This is a genomic window from Paenibacillus sp. FSL M7-1414, from assembly GCF_038003195.1.
Taxonomy (GTDB): domain Bacteria; phylum Bacillota; class Bacilli; order Paenibacillales; family Paenibacillaceae; genus Paenibacillus; species Paenibacillus amylolyticus.
Genome location: NZ_JBBOOS010000001.1, coordinates 5440608 through 5459885, shown reverse-complemented (window position 1 = coordinate 5459885; position 19278 = coordinate 5440608). Strand labels below are relative to the sequence as shown.

Annotated in this window: 15 protein-coding genes, 9 tRNA genes and 2 rRNA genes; 24 read left to right on the top strand and 2 right to left on the bottom strand. The window is 47.1% G+C overall.

All coding sequences use genetic code 11. The features are described 5' to 3' along the window. Positions 1-279 precede the first annotated feature (279 nt). The 19 genes from MHH92_RS23875 to yajC all read left to right on the top strand — a co-directional run bounded on the left by MHH92_RS23875 (position 280) and on the right by yajC (position 12434). Positions 280-3205 (top strand): 23S ribosomal RNA (locus MHH92_RS23875). Positions 3206-3279: 74 nt separating this feature from the next. After that, positions 3280-3396: ribosomal RNA gene (gene rrf / locus MHH92_RS23870) — 5S ribosomal RNA — on the top strand. A gap of 89 nt (positions 3397-3485) precedes the next feature. Then, positions 3486-3561, top strand: a tRNA-Asn gene (locus tag MHH92_RS23865). Positions 3562-3565: 4 nt separating this feature from the next. Next, positions 3566-3637 (top strand) — tRNA-Glu (locus tag MHH92_RS23860). Between the two features lie 6 nt (positions 3638-3643). Then, positions 3644-3719 (top strand) — tRNA-Val (locus MHH92_RS23855). Between the two features lie 17 nt (positions 3720-3736). After that, positions 3737-3810, top strand: a tRNA-Met gene (locus MHH92_RS23850). Positions 3811-3837: 27 nt separating this feature from the next. After that, positions 3838-3915 (top strand) — tRNA-Asp (locus tag MHH92_RS23845). 23 nt (positions 3916-3938) lie between these two features. Then, positions 3939-4013 (top strand) — tRNA-Gly (locus MHH92_RS23840). Between the two features lie 6 nt (positions 4014-4019). Beyond that, positions 4020-4096: transfer RNA gene (locus MHH92_RS23835), tRNA-Arg, on the top strand. A 16-nt stretch (positions 4097-4112) separates the two neighbouring features. Beyond that, positions 4113-4191, top strand: a tRNA-Leu gene (locus MHH92_RS23830). 7 nt (positions 4192-4198) lie between these two features. Beyond that, positions 4199-4272 (top strand) — tRNA-Pro (locus tag MHH92_RS23825). 201 nt (positions 4273-4473) lie between these two features. After that, positions 4474-5166 carry a BofC C-terminal domain-containing protein gene (locus MHH92_RS23820; RefSeq protein WP_340906784.1) on the top strand — a complete coding sequence of 231 codons (693 nt, stop codon included), beginning with the start codon at positions 4474-4476 and terminating at the stop codon, positions 5164-5166. 308 nt (positions 5167-5474) lie between these two features. Next, entirely contained in the window at positions 5475-5978 is a 504-nt protein-coding gene (gene ruvC / locus MHH92_RS23815) for a crossover junction endodeoxyribonuclease RuvC (RefSeq protein ID WP_017686765.1), read from the top strand. Beyond that, positions 5975-6589, top strand: coding sequence for a Holliday junction branch migration protein RuvA (ruvA, locus tag MHH92_RS23810; RefSeq protein WP_036616866.1), 615 nt, complete (start codon positions 5975-5977; stop codon positions 6587-6589). Before ruvC ends, ruvA begins: the two co-directional genes overlap by 4 nt. A 55-nt stretch (positions 6590-6644) precedes the next feature. After that, positions 6645-7655 carry a Holliday junction branch migration DNA helicase RuvB gene (ruvB, locus tag MHH92_RS23805; protein WP_340906781.1) on the top strand — a complete coding sequence of 337 codons (1011 nt, stop codon included), beginning with the start codon at positions 6645-6647 and terminating at the stop codon, positions 7653-7655. A 105-nt stretch (positions 7656-7760) separates the two neighbouring features. After that, a complete protein-coding gene (locus tag MHH92_RS23800; RefSeq protein ID WP_340906779.1) occupies positions 7761-9848 on the top strand; it encodes a SpoIID/LytB domain-containing protein in 2088 nt (695 codons plus the stop codon). Between the two features lie 6 nt (positions 9849-9854). Then, positions 9855-10883: a tRNA preQ1(34) S-adenosylmethionine ribosyltransferase-isomerase QueA gene (queA, locus tag MHH92_RS23795; protein ID WP_340906777.1), complete on the top strand. Its 1029-nt coding sequence runs from the start codon at positions 9855-9857 to the stop codon at positions 10881-10883. Between the two features lie 35 nt (positions 10884-10918). After that, positions 10919-12055, top strand: a complete 1137-nt coding sequence (gene tgt / locus MHH92_RS23790) for a tRNA guanosine(34) transglycosylase Tgt (RefSeq protein ID WP_036616872.1) — start codon at positions 10919-10921, stop codon at positions 12053-12055. A 67-nt stretch (positions 12056-12122) separates the two neighbouring features. Continuing rightward, a complete protein-coding gene (gene yajC / locus MHH92_RS23785; protein ID WP_036616875.1) occupies positions 12123-12434 on the top strand; it encodes a preprotein translocase subunit YajC in 312 nt (103 codons plus the stop codon). Positions 12435-12559: 125 nt separating this feature from the next. Here yajC and MHH92_RS23780 read toward each other — a convergent pair whose 3' ends face one another. Next, on the bottom strand, positions 12560-12952 hold the full coding sequence (locus tag MHH92_RS23780) for a TIGR04086 family membrane protein (RefSeq protein WP_036616878.1): 393 nt from the start codon (positions 12950-12952) through the stop codon (positions 12560-12562). 228 nt (positions 12953-13180) lie between these two features. Here MHH92_RS23780 and MHH92_RS23775 point away from each other — a divergent pair, with 228 nt between their 5' ends. Next, the gene (locus MHH92_RS23775) at positions 13181-13909 is read left to right on the top strand and encodes a YetF domain-containing protein (protein WP_445744716.1); all 729 of its coding nucleotides are present in this window, start codon (positions 13181-13183) and stop codon (positions 13907-13909) included. Positions 13910-13912: 3 nt separating this feature from the next. Here the strand turns inward: MHH92_RS23775 and spoVB are convergent, their stop codons facing one another. Then, positions 13913-15535: a stage V sporulation protein B gene (gene spoVB / locus MHH92_RS23770; RefSeq protein WP_127551042.1), complete on the bottom strand. Its 1623-nt coding sequence runs from the start codon at positions 15533-15535 to the stop codon at positions 13913-13915. 227 nt (positions 15536-15762) lie between these two features. Here spoVB and MHH92_RS23765 point away from each other — a divergent pair, with 227 nt between their 5' ends. The 4 genes from MHH92_RS23765 (at position 15763) to MHH92_RS23750 (ending at position 19275) form a co-directional block, all read left to right on the top strand. Further along, positions 15763-16002 (top strand): post-transcriptional regulator, encoded by a 240-nt coding sequence (locus MHH92_RS23765; protein ID WP_036617497.1) that lies wholly within the window; start codon positions 15763-15765, stop codon positions 16000-16002. A 91-nt stretch (positions 16003-16093) separates the two neighbouring features. After that, complete coding sequence (gene secD, locus MHH92_RS23760; protein WP_051447453.1) at positions 16094-17344, top strand: protein translocase subunit SecD; 1251 nt, start codon at positions 16094-16096, stop codon at positions 17342-17344. Beyond that, positions 17334-18242, top strand: coding sequence for a protein translocase subunit SecF (secF, locus tag MHH92_RS23755; RefSeq protein ID WP_074096230.1), 909 nt, complete (start codon positions 17334-17336; stop codon positions 18240-18242). The genes secD and secF overlap by 11 nt, the downstream gene beginning before the upstream one ends. A gap of 73 nt (positions 18243-18315) precedes the next feature. Further along, positions 18316-19275 (top strand): cation diffusion facilitator family transporter, encoded by a 960-nt coding sequence (locus MHH92_RS23750; RefSeq protein ID WP_091020475.1) that lies wholly within the window; start codon positions 18316-18318, stop codon positions 19273-19275. Positions 19276-19278 lie beyond the last annotated feature (3 nt).

The window sequence follows — 19278 nt, the reverse complement described above, 5'->3', positions numbered from 1 at the left end:
CATTCAAATACGCAGCTTAGCTGCAAAACACTCACTCGTTGTTCGGTTTTGAGAGCTCAAACTCTCAAAACAGCTTGCTTTTGCATGGAGCTTGTTCTTTGAAAACTAGATATCGAAACGAAACAAACGCGAATTAGAACATTCCTTTAAGCTGATCTTGTGTAAACAAGTGAAGTGTTTTTATAAGGTAGATTGCACGTACGATGGTATCGAATGGGAGCGACTTTTGGCTTTGCGCAAGCAAAACAAGGGAAGCGAGCAGTCGAAACCGGAGCACGAGGTTAAGCTACTAAGAGCACACGGAGGATGCCTAGGCGCTAGGAGCCGATGAAGGACGTGGCGAACAACGAAACTGCCTCGGGGAGCTGTAAGCAAGCTTTGATCCGGGGGTGTCCGAATGGGGAAACCCAGCTGGGGTAATTTCCAGTTACTCATAACTGAATACATAGGTTATGCAGAGGCATACCAGGGGAACTGAAACATCTAAGTACCCTGAGGAAGAGAAAACAATAGTGATTCCGTCAGTAGCGGCGAGCGAACGCGGAGAAGCCCAAACCAAAGAGCTTGCTCTTTGGGGTTGTGGGACGTCTCACATGGAGTTACAAAGGAACCGGTTAAGCGAAGAGGTCTGGAAAGGCCCGCCAAAGAAGGTAAAAGCCCTGTAGTTGAAAGTTGGTTCCCTCCGAGACGGATCCCGAGTAGTGCGGGGCACGTGAAACCCCGTATGAATCCGGCAGGACCATCTGCCAAGGCTAAATACTTCCTAGCGACCGATAGTGAAGCAGTACCGTGAGGGAAAGGTGAAAAGCACCCCGGAAGGGGAGTGAAATAGAACCTGAAACCGTGTGCTTACAAAAAGTCAGAGCCCGTTTTAGGGGTGATGGCGTGCCTTTTGTAGAATGAACCGGCGAGTTACGTTCCCGTGCAAGGTTAAGGTGAAGAGCCGGAGCCGCAGCGAAAGCGAGTCTGAATAGGGCGATGTAGTACGTGGACGTAGACCCGAAACCGGGTGATCTACCCCTGTCCAGGGTGAAGGTGCGGTAACACGCACTGGAGGCCCGAACCCACGCATGTTGAAAAATGCGGGGATGAGGTGGGGGTAGCGGAGAAATTCCAATCGAACTCGGAGATAGCTGGTTCTCCCCGAAATAGCTTTAGGGCTAGCCTCGGAAAACAGAGTCGTGGAGGTAGAGCACTGATTGGGTGCGGGGCCCGCAAGGGTTACCAAGCTCAGTCAAACTCCGAATGCCATAGACTTACTTCCGGGAGTCAGACAGTGAGTGCTAAGATCCATTGTCAAAAGGGAAACAGCCCAGACCATCAGCTAAGGTCCCCAAGTGTGTGTTAAGTGGGAAAGGATGTGGAGTTGCACAGACAACCAGGATGTTGGCTTAGAAGCAGCCACCATTGAAAGAGTGCGTAATAGCTCACTGGTCGAGTGACTCTGCGCCGAAAATGTAACGGGGCTAAACACACCACCGAAGCTATGGCTTGATGCTTTGCATCAGGGGTAGGGGAGCGTTGTATAAGGGTTGAAGGTGTACCGTAAGGAGCGCTGGACATTATACAAGTGAGAATGCCGGTATGAGTAACGAAAAGATCAGTGAGAATCTGATCCGCCGAAAGCCTAAGGGTTCCTGAGGAAGGCTCGTCCGCTCAGGGTAAGTCGGGACCTAAGGCGAGGCCGAAAGGCGTAGTCGAAGGACAACAGGTCGAAATTCCTGTACCACCGTAAGCCGTTATGAGCAATGGGGGGACGCAGTAGGGTAGTGACGCGGACTGATGGATGTCCGTCTAAGCAGTAAGGCTGATGTGTAGGCAAATCCGCACATTGTAAGGCTGAGCTGTGATGGGGAGCGAAAATTATAGTAGCGAAGGTCATGATCTCACACTGCCAAGAAAAGCCTCTAGCCAGGTGAAGGTGCCCGTACCGCAAACCGACACAGGTAGGCGAGAAGAGTATTCTAAGGCGCGCGGAAGAACTCTCGTTAAGGAACTCGGCAAAATGACCCCGTAACTTCGGGAGAAGGGGTGCCCCGGTAGTGTGAATAGCACGAGGGGGCCGCAGTGAAAAGGCCCAAGCGACTGTTTAGCAAAAACACAGGTCTGTGCGAAGCCGTAAGGCGAAGTATACGGGCTGACGCCTGCCCGGTGCTGGAAGGTTAAGGGGAGTGGTTAGGAGCAATCCGAAGCTGTGAACCGAAGCCCCAGTAAACGGCGGCCGTAACTATAACGGTCCTAAGGTAGCGAAATTCCTTGTCAGGTAAATTCTGACCCGCACGAATGGCGTAACGACTTGGGCGCTGTCTCAACGAGAGATCCGGTGAAATTTTAATACCTGTGAAGATGCAGGTTACCCGCGACAAGACGGAAAGACCCCATGGAGCTTTACTGCAGCTTGATATTGAATTTGGGTACGATCTGTACAGGATAGGTGGGAGCCTTTGAAACGTGAGCGCCAGCTTGCGTGGAGGCAACGTTGGGATACCACCCTGATCGTATCTAGGTTCTAACCTGGTACCGTAATCCGGTGCGGGGACAGTGTCAGGTGGGCAGTTTGACTGGGGCGGTCGCCTCCTAAAGAGTAACGGAGGCGCCCAAAGGTTCCCTCAGAATGGTTGGAAATCATTCGAAGAGTGCAAAGGCATAAGGGAGCTTGACTGCGAGACCTACAAGTCGAGCAGGGACGAAAGTCGGGCTTAGTGATCCGGTGGTACCGCATGGAAGGGCCATCGCTCAACGGATAAAAGCTACCCTGGGGATAACAGGCTTATCTCCCCCAAGAGTCCACATCGACGGGGAGGTTTGGCACCTCGATGTCGGCTCATCGCATCCTGGGGCTGAAGTAGGTCCCAAGGGTTGGGCTGTTCGCCCATTAAAGCGGTACGCGAGCTGGGTTCAGAACGTCGTGAGACAGTTCGGTCCCTATCTGTCGTGGGCGTAGGAAATTTGAGAGGAGCTGTCCTTAGTACGAGAGGACCGGGATGGACGTACCGCTGGTGTACCAGTTGTTCCGCCAGGAGCACCGCTGGGTAGCTATGTACGGACGGGATAAACGCTGAAAGCATCTAAGCGTGAAGCCCCCCTCAAGATGAGATTTCCCAGTATGTAAGACCCCTTGAAGACGACGAGGTAGATAGGCTGGGGGTGGAAGTGCAGCAATGCATGGAGCTGACCAGTACTAATCGGTCGAGGGCTTATCCAATAGCAAGTGATAATTCGCATGTTTCGTTTCGAATCTAGTTTTCAGAGAACGATCTCTGAAATGTAAGCTACGCGTTTGGTGGCGATGGCGGAGGGGTTCCACACGTACCCATCCCGAACACGACCGTTAAGCCCTCTAGCGCCGATGGTACTTGGACCGCAGGGTCCTGGGAGAGTAGGACGCCGCCAAGCGAACTCTTTCATCATACATAGAAAACAGGCTCTGCATGTTGATGTTGTACGATGAATTGCATTTGCACTGCAAATGCATATGCATATATTCCCTGATAGCTCAGTTGGTAGAGCACTCGACTGTTAATCGAGTTGTCACAGGTTCGAGCCCTGTTCGGGGAGCCATTAAGGCCCGTTGGTCAAGGGGTTAAGACACCTCCCTTTCACGGAGGTAACAGGGGTTCGAATCCCCTACGGGTCATATTATGGAGGCTTAGCTCAGCTGGGAGAGCATCTGCCTTACAAGCAGAGGGTCGGGGGTTCGATCCCCTCAGCCTCCACCATATAAACTTTATAACGACGCGGGGTGGAGCAGCCCGGTAGCTCGTCGGGCTCATAACCCGAAGGCCGCAGGTTCAAATCCTGCCCCCGCAATTATACTTTCCTTTGAGAAAGTGATCTGGAACCGTGGTGTAGTTGGCCTAACATGCCTGCCTGTCACGCAGGAGATCGCGGGTTCGAATCCCGTCGGTTCCGCCATTTTTATATTAATAATACCGTGTGCGGAAGTGGCTCAGCGGTAGAGCATCGCCTTGCCAAGGCGAGGGTCGCGGGTTCGATTCCCGTCTTCCGCTCCAATATTTGCGCCCTTAGCTCAGCTGGATAGAGCGTTTGACTACGAATCAAAAGGCCGGGAGTTCGAATCTCTCAGGGCGCGCCATTATAACTTCAAATTTGCCGGCGTGGCGGAATGGCAGACGCGCTCGACTCAAAATCGAGTGGGAAACCGTGGAGGTTCGAGTCCTCTCGCCGGTATATATAACGGGATGTAGCTCAGCTTGGTAGAGCACCTGGTTTGGGACCAGGGGGTCGCATGTTCAAATCGTGTCATCCCGATCTCTAAAAACACTATCTAATTATAGATAGTGTTTTTTATATTTATCTATATAAGATTCTATAAATGCAGGTTCGATATTAACTATGACAAATTCTCTAAGCTAACACATGCGTGTTCCTTCTTCAGTCAACAAGTTAGTTGTGCATAAAGTCTCAATCTTTAGGTCACAATAGGTTTAAAAAGTGATAGAAGGGGTTCATGTGAACACGTTTAACTTCAGAAAACAATTCAAGAGACGCTGGCGAAGGTGGAAACGAACAGTATGGATGACGGCGGCTTTGCTTGCAGTTACGATATTGGCTTACAGCGGGTTGTCCATCTCATCGGCGATTGAGCGTTTGCTGACAACTAATTTTAGTGAGGCAACCAGTGTGTTGGGGCCTGTTACGCAGGAAACAAGATCTGAACAGGAGATTCAGGCGTTAGTAGAGCAACTTGATTCTGATCCGGATCATTTAACAAGTGTGGTTTTGGAAACACAGTACATCTGCGGAGTGGAGACAGAGCAGTTAGGCAAGATGGCTAGACCGCAGTTGAAGATGTTACTAGCTCAACATCCGGAATGGGATGCTACCGTTGGAACATCAGATGAGTTGCATCTGAAGCAACGTGTAGATGACCTTTCACCGCTTTGTAAACAGCAGGCTTATATCAGCATAGATGCTGTAGGGAACCTTAATTTGTACGAGGGTAAGCCTGCAGAAGAGAAGGTTATTCGTACGTTCTTTCAATTGGATGTTGGGACGTTGGAAAGTTCTTTGCCTGAAGGGGTGCTCGAGCAATTACAGCAGGGTATTCGGATTCAGGACAAGGATGAATATGATAGCGTAATCTCTACGTTCAGTGACTATGCCGTGGATGAAGACCATCATTTAATCCGTAATGGCGGGTAATCCAAACGTCCTCACCTACGGTATTAAAATTGTGAAGTACTGAAACGATGGTGGCAATAGCAATAACATTGGTGGTTTACGTAACCAAGCGATAGAATCTAAAATACGTGGAATGTGATGAAGGACATCGAAGAGATGTCCTTTTTGTCGTTTATACTAAAATAGTTGAAAATACGAATAAACATGTAAAAAATTCACGAATAAAGACGAGTAATCAGTTAGACAAAGTTTTTCCTGCCGCAGGGTCTATCTTTTGTTATAATGAAATGAACGATACATATGTTCGCTTTTGTGAGGGAGAGATGGTTTTGCGTTTTTTGGGAATTGACCCGGGGATTGCGATTGTTGGTTTTGGTTTTGTGGATAAAATCGGCAGTAAGGTGGTACCCGTACAATATGGATGTATTCAGACGGAAGCTCATACCCCTGAAGAGGAACGGTTGCTTCATGTATATGAAGGTATGGTGCAATTGATTGATAAATACAAACCGGACGCAGTAGCGCTGGAGAAACTTTTTTTCAATCGGAACGTTACAACAGCAATGTCTGTCAGTCAGGCGAGAGGCGTTATGGTACTCGCTGCCGCACAGAAGGGTTTGCCTATTGCAGAGTATACGCCAATGCAGATCAAGCAGGCTGTTGTGGGGTACGGTAAAGCAGAGAAGAAGCAAGTACAGGAGATGGTCAAAATGTTCTTGCGTCTTCAGGTCGTTCCTAAGCCGGATGACGTAGCGGATGCATTGGCTGTAGCCGTGTGCCACGCACACTCTTATACATTAAATTCCAAGTTGAATGAGGTATTGCGAAAATGATTGATTTTCTAAGAGGACAGTTCATTCATGTAGAGAATGATTATATTGTGCTGGATGTTCATGGTGTGGGGTATCGCGTATTCTGTCCAAATCCATTTGCGTTTGCGAAGCAAGAAGGCGAAATTACGGTGTACACTCACCATCATGTGCGTGAGGATGCGATGTTGCTGTTTGGGTTTGTGACACGGGATGAGCAACGTTTGTTCCGTAAACTGATTGAAGTATCTGGTATTGGTCCAAAAGTAGCTCTGGGCATACTCGCTGGGGGTACACCAGAACATGTGGTTACGGCGATTTACCAGGAGAATCTTACGTTCTTGACCAAGTTGCCAGGCATCGGCAAGAAGACTGCACAACGCATGATTCTGGATCTCAAGGATAAGCTGGATAGTTTTGGCGCGGCAGCGTATGCAACAGGTTTGTTCGCTCCTCCATCGGAAGAGTCGGGAAGTGGTTCAGCCTGGGATGAGGCACGTGAAGGTCTCAAGGCACTTGGGTATACTGACAGTGAGCTTGATAAAGTATGGCTCAAATTGAAAAAGGATGTTACTACAGCGGATTCCGTTGATGTGTTGATGAAAAAGGCGCTGCAAATGCTGTTTACGGGATAATACAAATTGCATATTATAATATAGCTGTAGCCTGCAAAAAAAGGTAGGGATGAACATGGATGATCGGATTATTTCCGCGAACCTGATGATGGAGGACCAAAATGTTGAGTTGAGTCTTCGTCCCCGGTATCTGAATGAATATATCGGGCAGAATCAGGTGAAGGAAAATTTAAAGATATATATTGAAGCTGCCAAATTTCGTAATGAGGCATTGGATCACGTTTTGTTATATGGCCCACCTGGACTGGGTAAAACGACACTTGCCAACATTATTGCCAACGAATTGGGTGTTAACCTAAGAACTACGTCAGGCCCGGCTATTGAACGCCCGGGTGATCTTGCAGCATTGTTAACCAATCTGCAGGAAGGCGATGTCCTGTTTATTGATGAGATTCATCGTTTGCATCGTACAGTTGAAGAAGTCATGTACCCCGCTATGGAAGATTCGGCATTGGATATTATGATTGGTAAAGGTCCAAGTGCACGTTCTGTTCGGCTGGATCTGCCGCCATTCACTCTGATTGGGGCTACAACGCGCGCTGGCTTGCTGTCTGCTCCACTTCGAGACCGATTTGGTGTTATCAGTCGCTTGGAATTCTATACGGTTGATGAGCTGGCTTATATCGTCTCACGCTCTACCGAAATTTTGGGTGTGGAGATTGTGGGAGATGCTGCGCAAGAGATTGCATTGCGCTCACGTGGGACACCGAGGATCGCGAACCGTTTGTTAAAACGAGTACGCGACTTTGCACAGGTGCGTGGTGATGGGATTATAACGCAGACACTCGCGGAAGAAGCGCTGCAACGTCTCCAGATTGATCCGCGTGGCCTGGATGAGATTGATCACAAGATGCTCAAATCGATGATCAATAGCTTCCGGGGAGGCCCGGTAGGGCTGGATACCATTGCTGCTACGATTGGTGAAGAAAGTCAGACGATAGAGGATGTCTATGAACCGTATCTTCTTCAGATTGGTATGATTCAGCGTACACCAAGGGGCAGGATCGTAACAGATCTCGCCTATCATCATTTGGGTCTACCTATTCCACCAAGAGACGGTAAATAATCAAATCTGTTGAACATGCTCATTTGAACATTCATCATAAACATTGAAATAATCACGTGTTAACCCGATATAAAATGAAAGAAATGCATGGAGAGGAGTCTGATTGTGGGAAAAGCAATACGAACGAAGAAGTGGAGTCGTCGATTGAAGGTACTGGCGGCAGCTCTTTTGACAGTGGGTTGTTTGCAAGTGCCTGCGTATGCAGCAGCAAATGATGGACAGACGATCCGGGTAGCCATGTTTGCGAATCTGGGCAGTACGTATAAATCAACTACACCACTCATCACGCTTGAATCGACAGGACAATGGAGCATCCAATCGGAGAGCGGCGCAAATGTAAACCTTCCGGCAGGACAAGTCCGTTTCAGTGCAGATGGATTCCGAGTAAAGGTGTTGGAAACAGCGGACTTTAAGGCAGCATCTGCAGCAGCAAAATTGTTGCAGGCAACCGCAGATAAACCGTTGCTGTTCACAACGTCTGTGAATGGAAATGCCATTTACCAGCTCTACACAGGCAACTATGCAACGGAGGCACTGGCAGGACAAGCTGTTACACGAGTACAAAAGGTAGCAGCAGCTCAATTGGCTGGTCAAAAGCCAGCTGTAACGGGAAGTAAACGCCTGTCTGCTGGAACCTATGGTTCGATTCAGGAAGCAGAGGCAGCACAAGCCAATCTTTTATCAACAGGAGTTAGTAGTGTCTATCCAGTCCTTCAACTGAGTGGAGGAAGCCAAGCATACGCGGTATGGGTGGGTGAAGCTTCAACGGATGCGGAATTAACCGCATTGAAGAACAGTCTGGAAGCCAAAGCTCCGGGGGTAAGCCTTTCACCTGTCAACAATAGTGCAGGGCTCATCATCCGCCAGGATGCAGGATTAAGTACGGATGCACTCAAAACAGCTCCGCATTACACTATTGCAGGTACTGAATCCAAAGCATTAGTACAAGGGAATGGCAATGGTATCAAAGTAGTGGAGCGTTCCCAGCGAACGTATCGTGGAGATATGGAAATCAGCATCGTGAGCGGTGATCTGGCGTTGGTCAACGTCGTTCCACTGGAGCAATACCTGTACTCTGTCGTAGGGGCAGAGGTGTATTCCTCCTGGCCTGCTGAAGCTCTGAAAGTTCAAGCCGTAGCTGCTCGATCCTACGCGCTTCAACAGGGTGAACGTTTCAAAATTGCGAATGTTGTGGATACAACGCTCAGCCAAGCCTATAACGGGATTGGTTCGGAGAACGATAAAGTAACCAGTGCAGTGGATGCAACGGCTGGAGAAGTGGTCAAGAGCGGTGGGAAAATCATCGAAGCTGTATTCTCCTCCAATGCTGGCGGCCAGACGGCTCATCCTTCTGAGGTATGGAACGGCGGAGCAGGTGTGTTCACCAATGTGGTCAGCTCAGGGGATACATCAGCCCAGGCAGGATTACATACGTGGTACCATGTGCTGCTGGGTACAGGCGTTAGCGGGTACATTCGTGAGGACAACATCAAAGAATTAACGACCAAGACCAATGCAGGACTGGCAAAAGTGACGGTAACGGCTCAGAACACCAATGTGCGTGCCGTGCCGTTAATTCAATCCACCGTTGAACCTGTAGCCAAAATGAATCCAGGCAACGAAGCTGTTGTGTTGGCAAAAGTGGCTCAATCCAACGATTATGCTTGGGTGAGAGGACCTTTCACGTCTGCCCAGTTGGTTAAATCCCTTCAGGGTAAAACAACAGCGTCTGTTCCTGCTTCAATCTCAACCTTGGAAGTGACCAAGCGTGGACCTTCCGGAAGAGCACTTGAAGTCACTGCCAACGGACAGGCTATGACGGTGAAATATGCCGATACATACCGCTCTGCGCTCGGTGGATTACCGAGCACTCTATTTGATATTGCAGGGACCGGAAGTTATACTGTATTAGGCGCTGACGGCAAAACAGCCAGTAAAACCGGCTCAAATGGTGCCTCTGTATTGTCTTCTTCTGGCGCAGGAACATCATCCGGTAATGCACTTGTGGTTATGAGTGGTGATGGTCAAGCGAGAGCGGTGACGCAGGGTCAGACCTTCATGTTCATCGGTCAGGGCAATGGCCACGGATTGGGCTTGTCCCAATGGGGAGCCAAAGGCATGGCAGATGAAGGGTATGATTACCAGGCAATATTGAAACACTATTATCAAAATGCGACTATTGTTAAGGAATGAAACTAAATGAATGTGAACTTATATGATTTTGAACTACCGGAGCAATTGATAGCACAGACGCCGTTGCTTGATCGCACGGCATCCCGTTTGCTTACCTTGAACAAAGATAGTGGTGAGATTAATCATCAAACGTTTCCTGATATTATCGATTTTCTGAATCCCGGTGATACATTGATTCTGAATGATACACGTGTTCTACCAGCCCGTCTGTTCGGTACAAAAGAAGATACCGGAGCAAAAGCGGAAGTGTTATTGCTCAAAAATGTGGAAGGCGACAGGTGGGAAGCACTGGTTAAGCCGGGTAAAAAGCTGAAAGCTGGTTCGGTCATCGTATTTGGTGATGAACTCAAGGCAATCATTGAAGAAGAGGGCGAGATGGGGGCACGTACACTTACGTTTACGTATGATGGAATCTTCCAAGAGATTCTGGATCGTCTTGGTGAGATGCCGTTGCCACCTTATATCAAGGAGACATTGGATGACCGCGAACGGTATCAAACCGTGTATGCCAAGCATGAAGGATCGGCGGCTGCACCTACAGCAGGATTACATTTTACAGATGAGTTGCTGAACCAGATTCGTGCCAAAGGTGTTAATGTGGCCTTCATTACGCTTCACGTAGGACTGGGAACATTCAGACCAATGTCTGTTGACGTTGTTGAAGATCATGTCATGCATGAGGAGTATTACTCCTTGTCACAAGAAACAGCAGACCTGATTAACCAGACCAAAGAGAATGGACACCGTGTTTTTGCGGTTGGGACTACGAGCTGCCGGACTTTGGAAACGGTAGGCAGTAAATTTGAAAATGGAATACTGCAAGCGAGCAGCGGATGGACCAGCATTTTCATCTATCCGGGCTATTCCTTCAAAGTGATCGATGGGATGCTTACGAATTTTCATCTCCCGAAATCCACGTTGGTTATGTTGGTCAGTGCACTAGCAGGCAGGGAACATATTATGCAGGCATATGAGGAAGCCATCCAAGAGAAATACCGGTTCTTCAGCTTCGGCGATGCCATGTTGATATATTAGTATAACGATTAACTTTTAGAGGATGATTAAAACCAATGGCAGCAATTACGTATGAACATATCAAAACTTGCAAACAATCCGGTGCACGTCTGGGACGTGTACATACACCTCACGGTATTATTGAGACACCAACCTTTATGCCTGTAGGTACACAGGCGACTGTCAAAACAATGAGCCCTGAAGAATTGAAAGAAATGGATGCTCAGATTATTTTGAGTAATACCTATCACCTGTTTCTGAGACCAGGACATGAAATCATCCGTGAAGCTGGCGGATTGCACAAATTCATGAACTGGGATCGTCCAATTCTGACGGACAGCGGCGGATTCCAAGTGTTTTCTCTTAGCGAGATGCGCAAGATTACGGAAGAAGGCGTTAACTTCCGTTCTCATCTAAATGGAGACAAAAAGTTCCTTTCTCCTGAAGTGGCGATGGAAATCCAGAATGCACTTGGCTCCGATATTATGATGGCGTTTGACGAATGCCCACCGTATCCGGCTGAATATGAATATGTAAAAAAATCACTCGAAAGAACAAGCCGCTGGGCAGAACGTTGTCTCGAAAGTCACGCTCGTCCGCATGACCAAGGTCTGTTTGCCATCGTACAGGGAGGCATGCATGAAGATCTTCGCCGTCAGAGCGCCGCAGATTTGACTTCCATGGATTTCCCGGGGTATGCTATTGGTGGACTGAGTGTTGGAGAACCGAAACATTTGATGTATGGTGTATTGGATTATACGTTACCTTTGTTGCCGTCCAATAAACCACGTTATTTGATGGGGGTAGGTTCGCCCGATGCATTGATTGAGGGATCTATTCGTGGAGTGGACATGTTCGATTGTGTTCTGCCTACTCGGATTGCCCGTAACGGAACAACGATGACCAGTCAAGGACGTCTGGTAGTTCGTAATGCCAAGTTTGCAACCGATTTTGGACCATTAGATCCTGAATGTGATTGCTACACTTGTCGTAACTATTCCAGAGCTTATCTGCGTCATTTGATCAAAGCAGATGAAACATTTGGCCTGCGTTTGACAACGATCCATAATCTTCATTTCTTGCAGAATTTGATGCGTAATGTACGTAAAGCCATTATGGAAGATCGTTTGCTTGATTTCCGGGATGAATTTTTCGATCAATATGGTCTTCATGACAATGACAAAGGTTTCTGATTGAGTTTTTGAGGAAACCAGCGTAACAAGCAATATCTGTATGTATAGTCGATAAGGGGGAGTTTGAATGTTTCAAGGAATGCCTCTAGCAGGAGCGCAAGGCGGTGGGATCGTATCTTTGATTGTACCTTTAGTACTCATGGTTGCGATTTTCTACTTCTTAATGATTCGTCCACAGAACAAAAAGCAAAAGCAACGGAATTCCATGCTAAGCCAATTGAAAAAAGGCGATAAAATTGTAACGATTGGTGGCCTTCACGGTACGATCGCTGAGATTACGGACGATGTGGTTGTATTGCGTGTAAACGATGTAACTAAGCTTACATTTGACCGTAATGCAATCAGCACGGCTGTAGCTCGTGATACGGCTGTTGAATAGTTACTGTAACATAGAATAACGAGGGTGCGTTTGTGGCGTATTCCCTAGTAGAGAACCGGATCTCCTTGGAGACCTGGTTCTCTTTTTTGATTTATGAGGGAAGGTCGATGTTCTTTACGAGTCAGTTAGGAGCGATGCGTATTAACACCGAACATGCCACCGAGAGCTGAAATGAAGAACGCGCTAAGCAGTTGTAAACTATCCTTCCAATTAAACGAAGCATCCAGCGCGAGAAATCCGATCAACAGCACAAGCAGTCCATATACGATTCCGGTAATCCCTCCGTAGTACCATCCTTTTTCACCAGAACGTTTGCCTGCGACAAAACCACCAACCAATAATGACAAGCCATGAACAACATAGGTATACAACGAGAGGTCCTGTTCCCGCATTCCGCTCATCCAGAGAAACAAGGAGAGAATAAATGCTCCGATAAACATCCATACAAAAGCCTGACAGAGGCCTGACAGAATCGGATTGGACACTCGAAACGAAACCAAGCGGCGGATCAATTGCATGAAGCAACCCCCTTGTACAAGTTATAAGTTAATACAGTGTATGGTCAAGCCTTCGGACTTATGAACTGTTTTCCATTAAATGAACGGATTATTTCTGCATGAGCATGTAAGGTTCAGGTCAAAATAGGGATTGCACTACCCAGCTAACTGTTAAAAACTCAGTTTCGAAGGAGGACCCCTGTTGTGAACTTCCCAGATGTCGGATCACATATCTTTCGAACCATTCTCATGTACTTTCTGGTGTACTGTGCAATGAGGGTTATGGGTAAACGTGAGATTGGTAAGCTATCCATGTTTGATCTTGTCGTGTCCATTATGCTTGCTGAAATGGCTGCTTTTGTCATTGAAGATATTGATAAACCACTCTCTTATGGGATTGCCCCCATGCTTACCTTGATCATTGTACAGATTGGAATGGCCTTTATAGGTCTTAAAAGTCGGCGTCTTCGCCTCATAATTGATGGCAAACCTACTGTTTTGATCTCCAAAGGCGTTCTTCACCGGGATGAGATGCGGAAGCAACGATATAATCTGGATGATCTATTGCAACAACTCCGTGAACAGAATGTAGACAGTATCGGTGAGGTTGATTTCGCTATTTTGGAGACCACAGGCAAGCTGACCGTTTTTCCCAAGGATGAGAATACTTCTAACGATAGTAATTCTTCGGGTTCTGACTCAGAGGATTCTTCTTCCAATAAATCCAAAACGGGAAAAAACCAGATTGACGGATCTCCAAATATCAAATTTCCAAATATCAAATATGAAGGTCTGCCACTCCCCTTAATTATGGATGGAAAGGTCCAGGATCAGAATCTGGAGATCATCCAGAAAACGAGATTTTGGCTGAAAAATCAAATTCAACATAATGGAATTCTGGATTTCAAGGATGTATTTATATGCTCCATTGACCACAATGGAAAGATATATGTCAGTCCAAAAGATGATAAAAAATGAAAATCATTTGCCTGAGCGGCGCTTGAACCATGAACCAATCAAAGGAGCACGGGATAGATCATGAAAGTCAATCATTTTGGTCCAGCCCATGACGATGAAATACACGATAAGCCCGACAAAAGGAGCGAGAAGCATCCTCACCCAAAAAGGCAATATCATGGCAGTCTCTTCGTATACGAGTAGGGTCGCTGCTCCCATGATAAACATTCCTGCACCCGTCTTGACCCAATCCATCATTTTGAAGCGGAACTGTAGCAGGCTACGTACGCTTTGGGCATGTAACAGGGTAACTACAGTAGAATTCACACAGATGGCGATGACTGCACCGAAGATGCCATATTCAGGCCGGGAAGCAAGCGTTAAAATCAACGTGATTTTGATAACAGCACCGATAAACGTATTTAGCAATGCTTTACCCGGACGGTCAAGAGCTTGTAATGCAGCTTGAAGAGGAGCTTGAATATAAATGAACAAAGCAAAGGGAGCCATTAGTTTCAGCATGCTTCCGATCGATGCATCATTATACAGAACAAGACACATCGGTTCGGCAAGCACATACATAAACACGGAAAACGGAGCACCTGTCACAAGTGCCAAACGTAAGGCCTGATGCATTCTTTTGTGAATCAGAGCGCGATCTCCCTGAGCAGAAGCTTCGGACAGTGAAGGCACAAGTGATGTCGCGAGCGATGAGGTTAGTGCCCCCGGCAGCAGCAGCAAAGGAATAATCATACCTTGTAATGCACCATATTGTGCTGTAGCGAGCCCTTTGGATATGCCTGCCAGAGCCAGACTCTGGGCAGTAACGATGGTTTCGGCCAAGTAGGATAAGGAGCCAACCAATCGGCCTGCTGTAACAGGAATAGAGATTGCAAGCAAACGCCGGATTAATCCCGGCTGTGGAGTACCCGTTTCTTTCAGAACTGAAGGTATTGGGTTTAAAGGTTTGGCTGTGAGATTGGACATGTTCTGTTGGTTAGCGAGCGGTAACTCTTTCTTCTGCCTGTTATACTTCCACAAGAGTACAAGCATACCGCCGAATTCTCCAACGAGCGCTCCCAGCATGGCACCAGCAGCAGCTTGGGCAATACCGTGGGGGAGGAGAAGCCAGGCAAACCAAATGACACAGACGATACGAATGATGGTTTCAACAATGGATGAAATGGCAGTAGGCATCATGTTTTGCTTACCTTGGAAATACCCTCTGTAGACAGCAGATACGGCGATAATGGCAATCATGGGGCTCATACTAACGAACGTATGGTATACCCGCTCATCTGTGAGCACGTACTTGGTAACCCAGGGTGCAAATAGGATGCACAAAAACATGAATACAACACCCAGGGTCAACGTAAAGCTTAAGCTTACTTGCAGGATTCGCTGGGGGGAATAACGATTGGCACCGGTATCAGCTTCGGCTACGAGCTTGGCTACGGCGAGCGGAATACCACCCGTAATTAATGTCACCAGTACGATAAAAAAGGGATAGCTCAATTGGTAGATGCCAACACCTTCTGCACCAATGACTCGTGGCAGCGCAATGCGCGGGATGAAACCAAGTATTCGATTAATTATGCCTGCCGCGAGCAGGATCATGGCCCCCTGAATAAATGTCTGTTTCTTCAAGACTACCCCTCTTTCCCAGTTGAAAGTACAGGCTATCAACATAAACGGGACAAAGCCGTTGTTCTTCATCCTATGCCAGTCCTTTATCTTCTCATGACAACTTGGACACGATTAACAAAAAGAACCATATTCAGCAAGAAGGAATATGATCAGGCGAAGTCGAATCATGTAATATTGATGCCGCATAAAGGCTTGGATGTACGAAGGGAGGCTCCCCGTTGGAAGAAATGAATGATGTGGAGTTGGAACAGTCAATAGAGATGCTCTGCCGTAGCAAAGCGGAGGAATTAAGGCTTGTCGGTTACGAATATGTCACCAGCAAAGATGTCTGGAATTGCGTCAGTCATAAATATGAAAAACAGGGCATTCCACCGCTTCACCAGCTGGTGAACGACATTTTGTCACTGAAAGCAACAAGCTTTATGAACTTTATGACCGTGTCTGCATACCGGGGGTCCTCTTTCTAGACGAAAGGGATCTTTTTTGTTGAAAATTGACTGCTTTTTACGGCATCGCTATAATAGGAATATTGAGAACGAAAGGGGATCTAGGAACGGCATGAAAAGAATTATCAGTTTCATTCTGGTCGTGCTTGTCACCACAGGGGTAATGGTGGGAACAAGCCCGGAACTGCTCAAAAATATACGCTTGGGCCTTGATTTAAAGGGAGGCTACGAGATCTTATATGAAGCAGAGCCGCTCGAAGCAGGTCAACAAGTCACCAAAGCATCTTTGGTGCAAACGGCCAAAAGCCTTGAAAGCCGCGCCAATGCGCTCGGAACAAGCGAACCGGAGGTAACCACAGAAGGAAGCAACCGGATTCGTTTGAAGTTGGCAGGGGTTACGGATGAGGCTGAAGTTAGAGCCAAAATGAAAGAACCGGCTGTTTTGACCTTCCGTAGTAAAGCTGAGAACGACAAGGAAGGCGAGTACACCAAAATCGAACTTCGCGGAAATGAATTTGTTGAGAATGCAGCCAAAGTTGTGTTCACTCAATTGAATGAGCCTATGATTGACATTCAAGTGAAAGACAAAGCTAAATTTTCCGAGATTACCAAACGTTTGATCGGACAACCTCTCGCTATTTATTTGGACGATGAGCTGTTATCTGCTCCAACCGTTAGACAACAGTTGACAGATGGTTCCGCTCAGATTTCGGGTGCTTACACACGTGACGAAGCAAACCAGCTTCGTGACACCATTAATCTGGGTGCATTGCCACTGAAACTTACAGAGAAGTATTCACAAAGTGTTGGTGCAACACTTGGTAAACTTTCTCTGGATCAGACCATTAAAGCGGGATTGATTGGTTCCGTTATTATTCTAGTGTTCATGATTGGGCTTTATCGCATTCCTGGTATTATCGCGAGTTTTGCCTTGATCACACATACGTGGCTGGTACTTGCAATCTTCTATTTAGGAGAATTCGTGCTTACTCTTCCAGGTATTGCGGCGTTTATCCTGGGTATAGGGATGGCGGTGGATGCCAATATCATCACGTACGAACGGATTAAAGAAGAGATGCGCAGTGGTAAGTCGATCTTGTCTTCGGTTAAAGCGGGTGGTAAACATTCCTTCCGAACAATCATTGACTCTAACATCACAACCATTATTGCTGCGGCTGTTATGTTCTTCTTGGGAACAGGTGCGGTAAAAGGTTTTGCACTCGTGCTGATTTTTGATATTGTCACCAGTATTATCACGAATATTTTCTTCTCCCGCTTCCTGTTGACCCTGCTTGTACGGGGTAACGTGTTGAAGAAGCCTAAGTACTTCGGAGTGAAGGAGAGTGAAATTCGTGCGCTTTAATTGGAATTTTGATTATGTTAAAGGTAGTAAGATTGCCTATATCTTCTCGATTATTCTGACGATTACGGGGATCATCAGCATTCTGGCTTTGGGTTTGAATTATGCAGTTGATTTCCGTGCTGGATCGAATGTGGATATCTCGGTATCCAAAGCAATCACAGCGGAACAGATTAAACCTATCGTTAAGGACATCGGTGTTGATGAGGGTGATGTTACCATTACGCCGGGGGCTGACCGTGTAAATGTTCGTTTCTCCAATGAACTGGATGAGACCCAAGAGAGCAAATTTAAACAGGAATTTACCAAACTGGATGCATCGGCTTCCTATGAAGTAAATACCGTTGATCCAGAGATGGCCAAAGAATTGGAGCGCAACGCGATCTACGCGGTACTCATTGCAAGTATCGGGATCATGATCTATGTTGCGATACGGTTTGAGTGGCGCTTTGGTTTGGCTGCGGTTATCGCACTCTTCCATGATGCATTTGTTGTAATAAGTGTGTTCTCTATCTTCCGGTTGGAAGTCGATCTGACCTTTATTACTGCAGTATTGACCATTGTCGGGTTCTCGATTAACGATACGATCGTTATCTTTGACCGGATTCGTGAGAATCTGCGTTTTGCCAAAAAGACAACCAAAGCCGACCTACGCGAGGTAGTCAATCGCAGTTTGGCTCAAACGATGACACGTTCCCTGAATACAACATTCACCGTGTTTGCAGCTTCAATCTGTTTGTTCATATTTGGTGGAGAATCCATTCGCATGTTCTCGCTTGCGATGGTTATCGGAACACTGTTCGGTGCATATTCTTCAATCTATATCGCCGCTCCACTATGGCTGATGCTCAAAGGTAAACAAGTGGATAAGCCAAAAACAGTAGCTAAAGAATCTAACTAAACATCTTATTGTGAAGCCGCGTCTGCCAGGCGCGGTTTTGCAACTTTATGTACAGAATTAAGGGGGAATATTCATGACCAGAGAACATATCCCATCTGCTCAGGCTGCCACATGGAGCGGTATTGCCGGTAATATGGGACTTGCGGTGATCAAAGCGGGAGTCGGTTATATGGCAAACAGCAAATCATTGCTCGCTGACGGCTTGTATTCTGCTTCTGAAGCTGGTTCTGCCCTGGCTGGTCTCTTTCCCTCCAAGTCTGTACGCGATAAGAGCAAGGCTCGCAGGGGACGGTTTAAAGAACATTCAAGTGTTGCTAGACCCGGAATCTCAGTATTGTTATCTGTGCTGATTCTCATGGGTGGATTACAGCTTGCCATCTCCGCATTGGGTAGTCTCTCCGGAAGTGAACCGGAAGCACCCGGCAAGTCGGTACTTTTGGTGGCTGTTGCAGCTTTGGCTGTGAAAGAAGCGATTTTTCAATTTCAGTACAGATATTTCCGTAAACGGAACCAGTCTCAGGCGCTGGCCTATGCACAGCAACATCGCCGTGCACTCTATTGTTCGCTCACCGTGTTAATCGGCATTATAGGATCGATGGCTGGTGAAGAGACGGGATTGAGCATGCTGCTCTACCTAGACCCCACGGCTGCGTTGATTGCTTCCTGTTTTGTGCTTCACAAGGGTTACCGAATGATTGTGGACACAGTCTATGGTTCACTCGTTCAGGAGCTGGAGCAGGAAGAAGCCTCAGATTTTAAAGAGACCGTACAGCGGGTATATGGCATCATTACCATTGAGCATTTGGTTGCACGTGAACAGGAACATGACGTTACGATTGAGCTGGTCATTAGTGTGAATCCGAGGATCTCGATACTGGAAGCACAGGAGATTGCAAATCGTGCCAAGACATTACTGCTCACCCGTTTCAGTCATGTGAAAGAAGTACAGATTCAAGCGATACCTTATGATCCAGGTTATCCCTATAAATCCAATCATGAACTGCCCGATCACGAAGCGACATTAATTCAGTAGTGA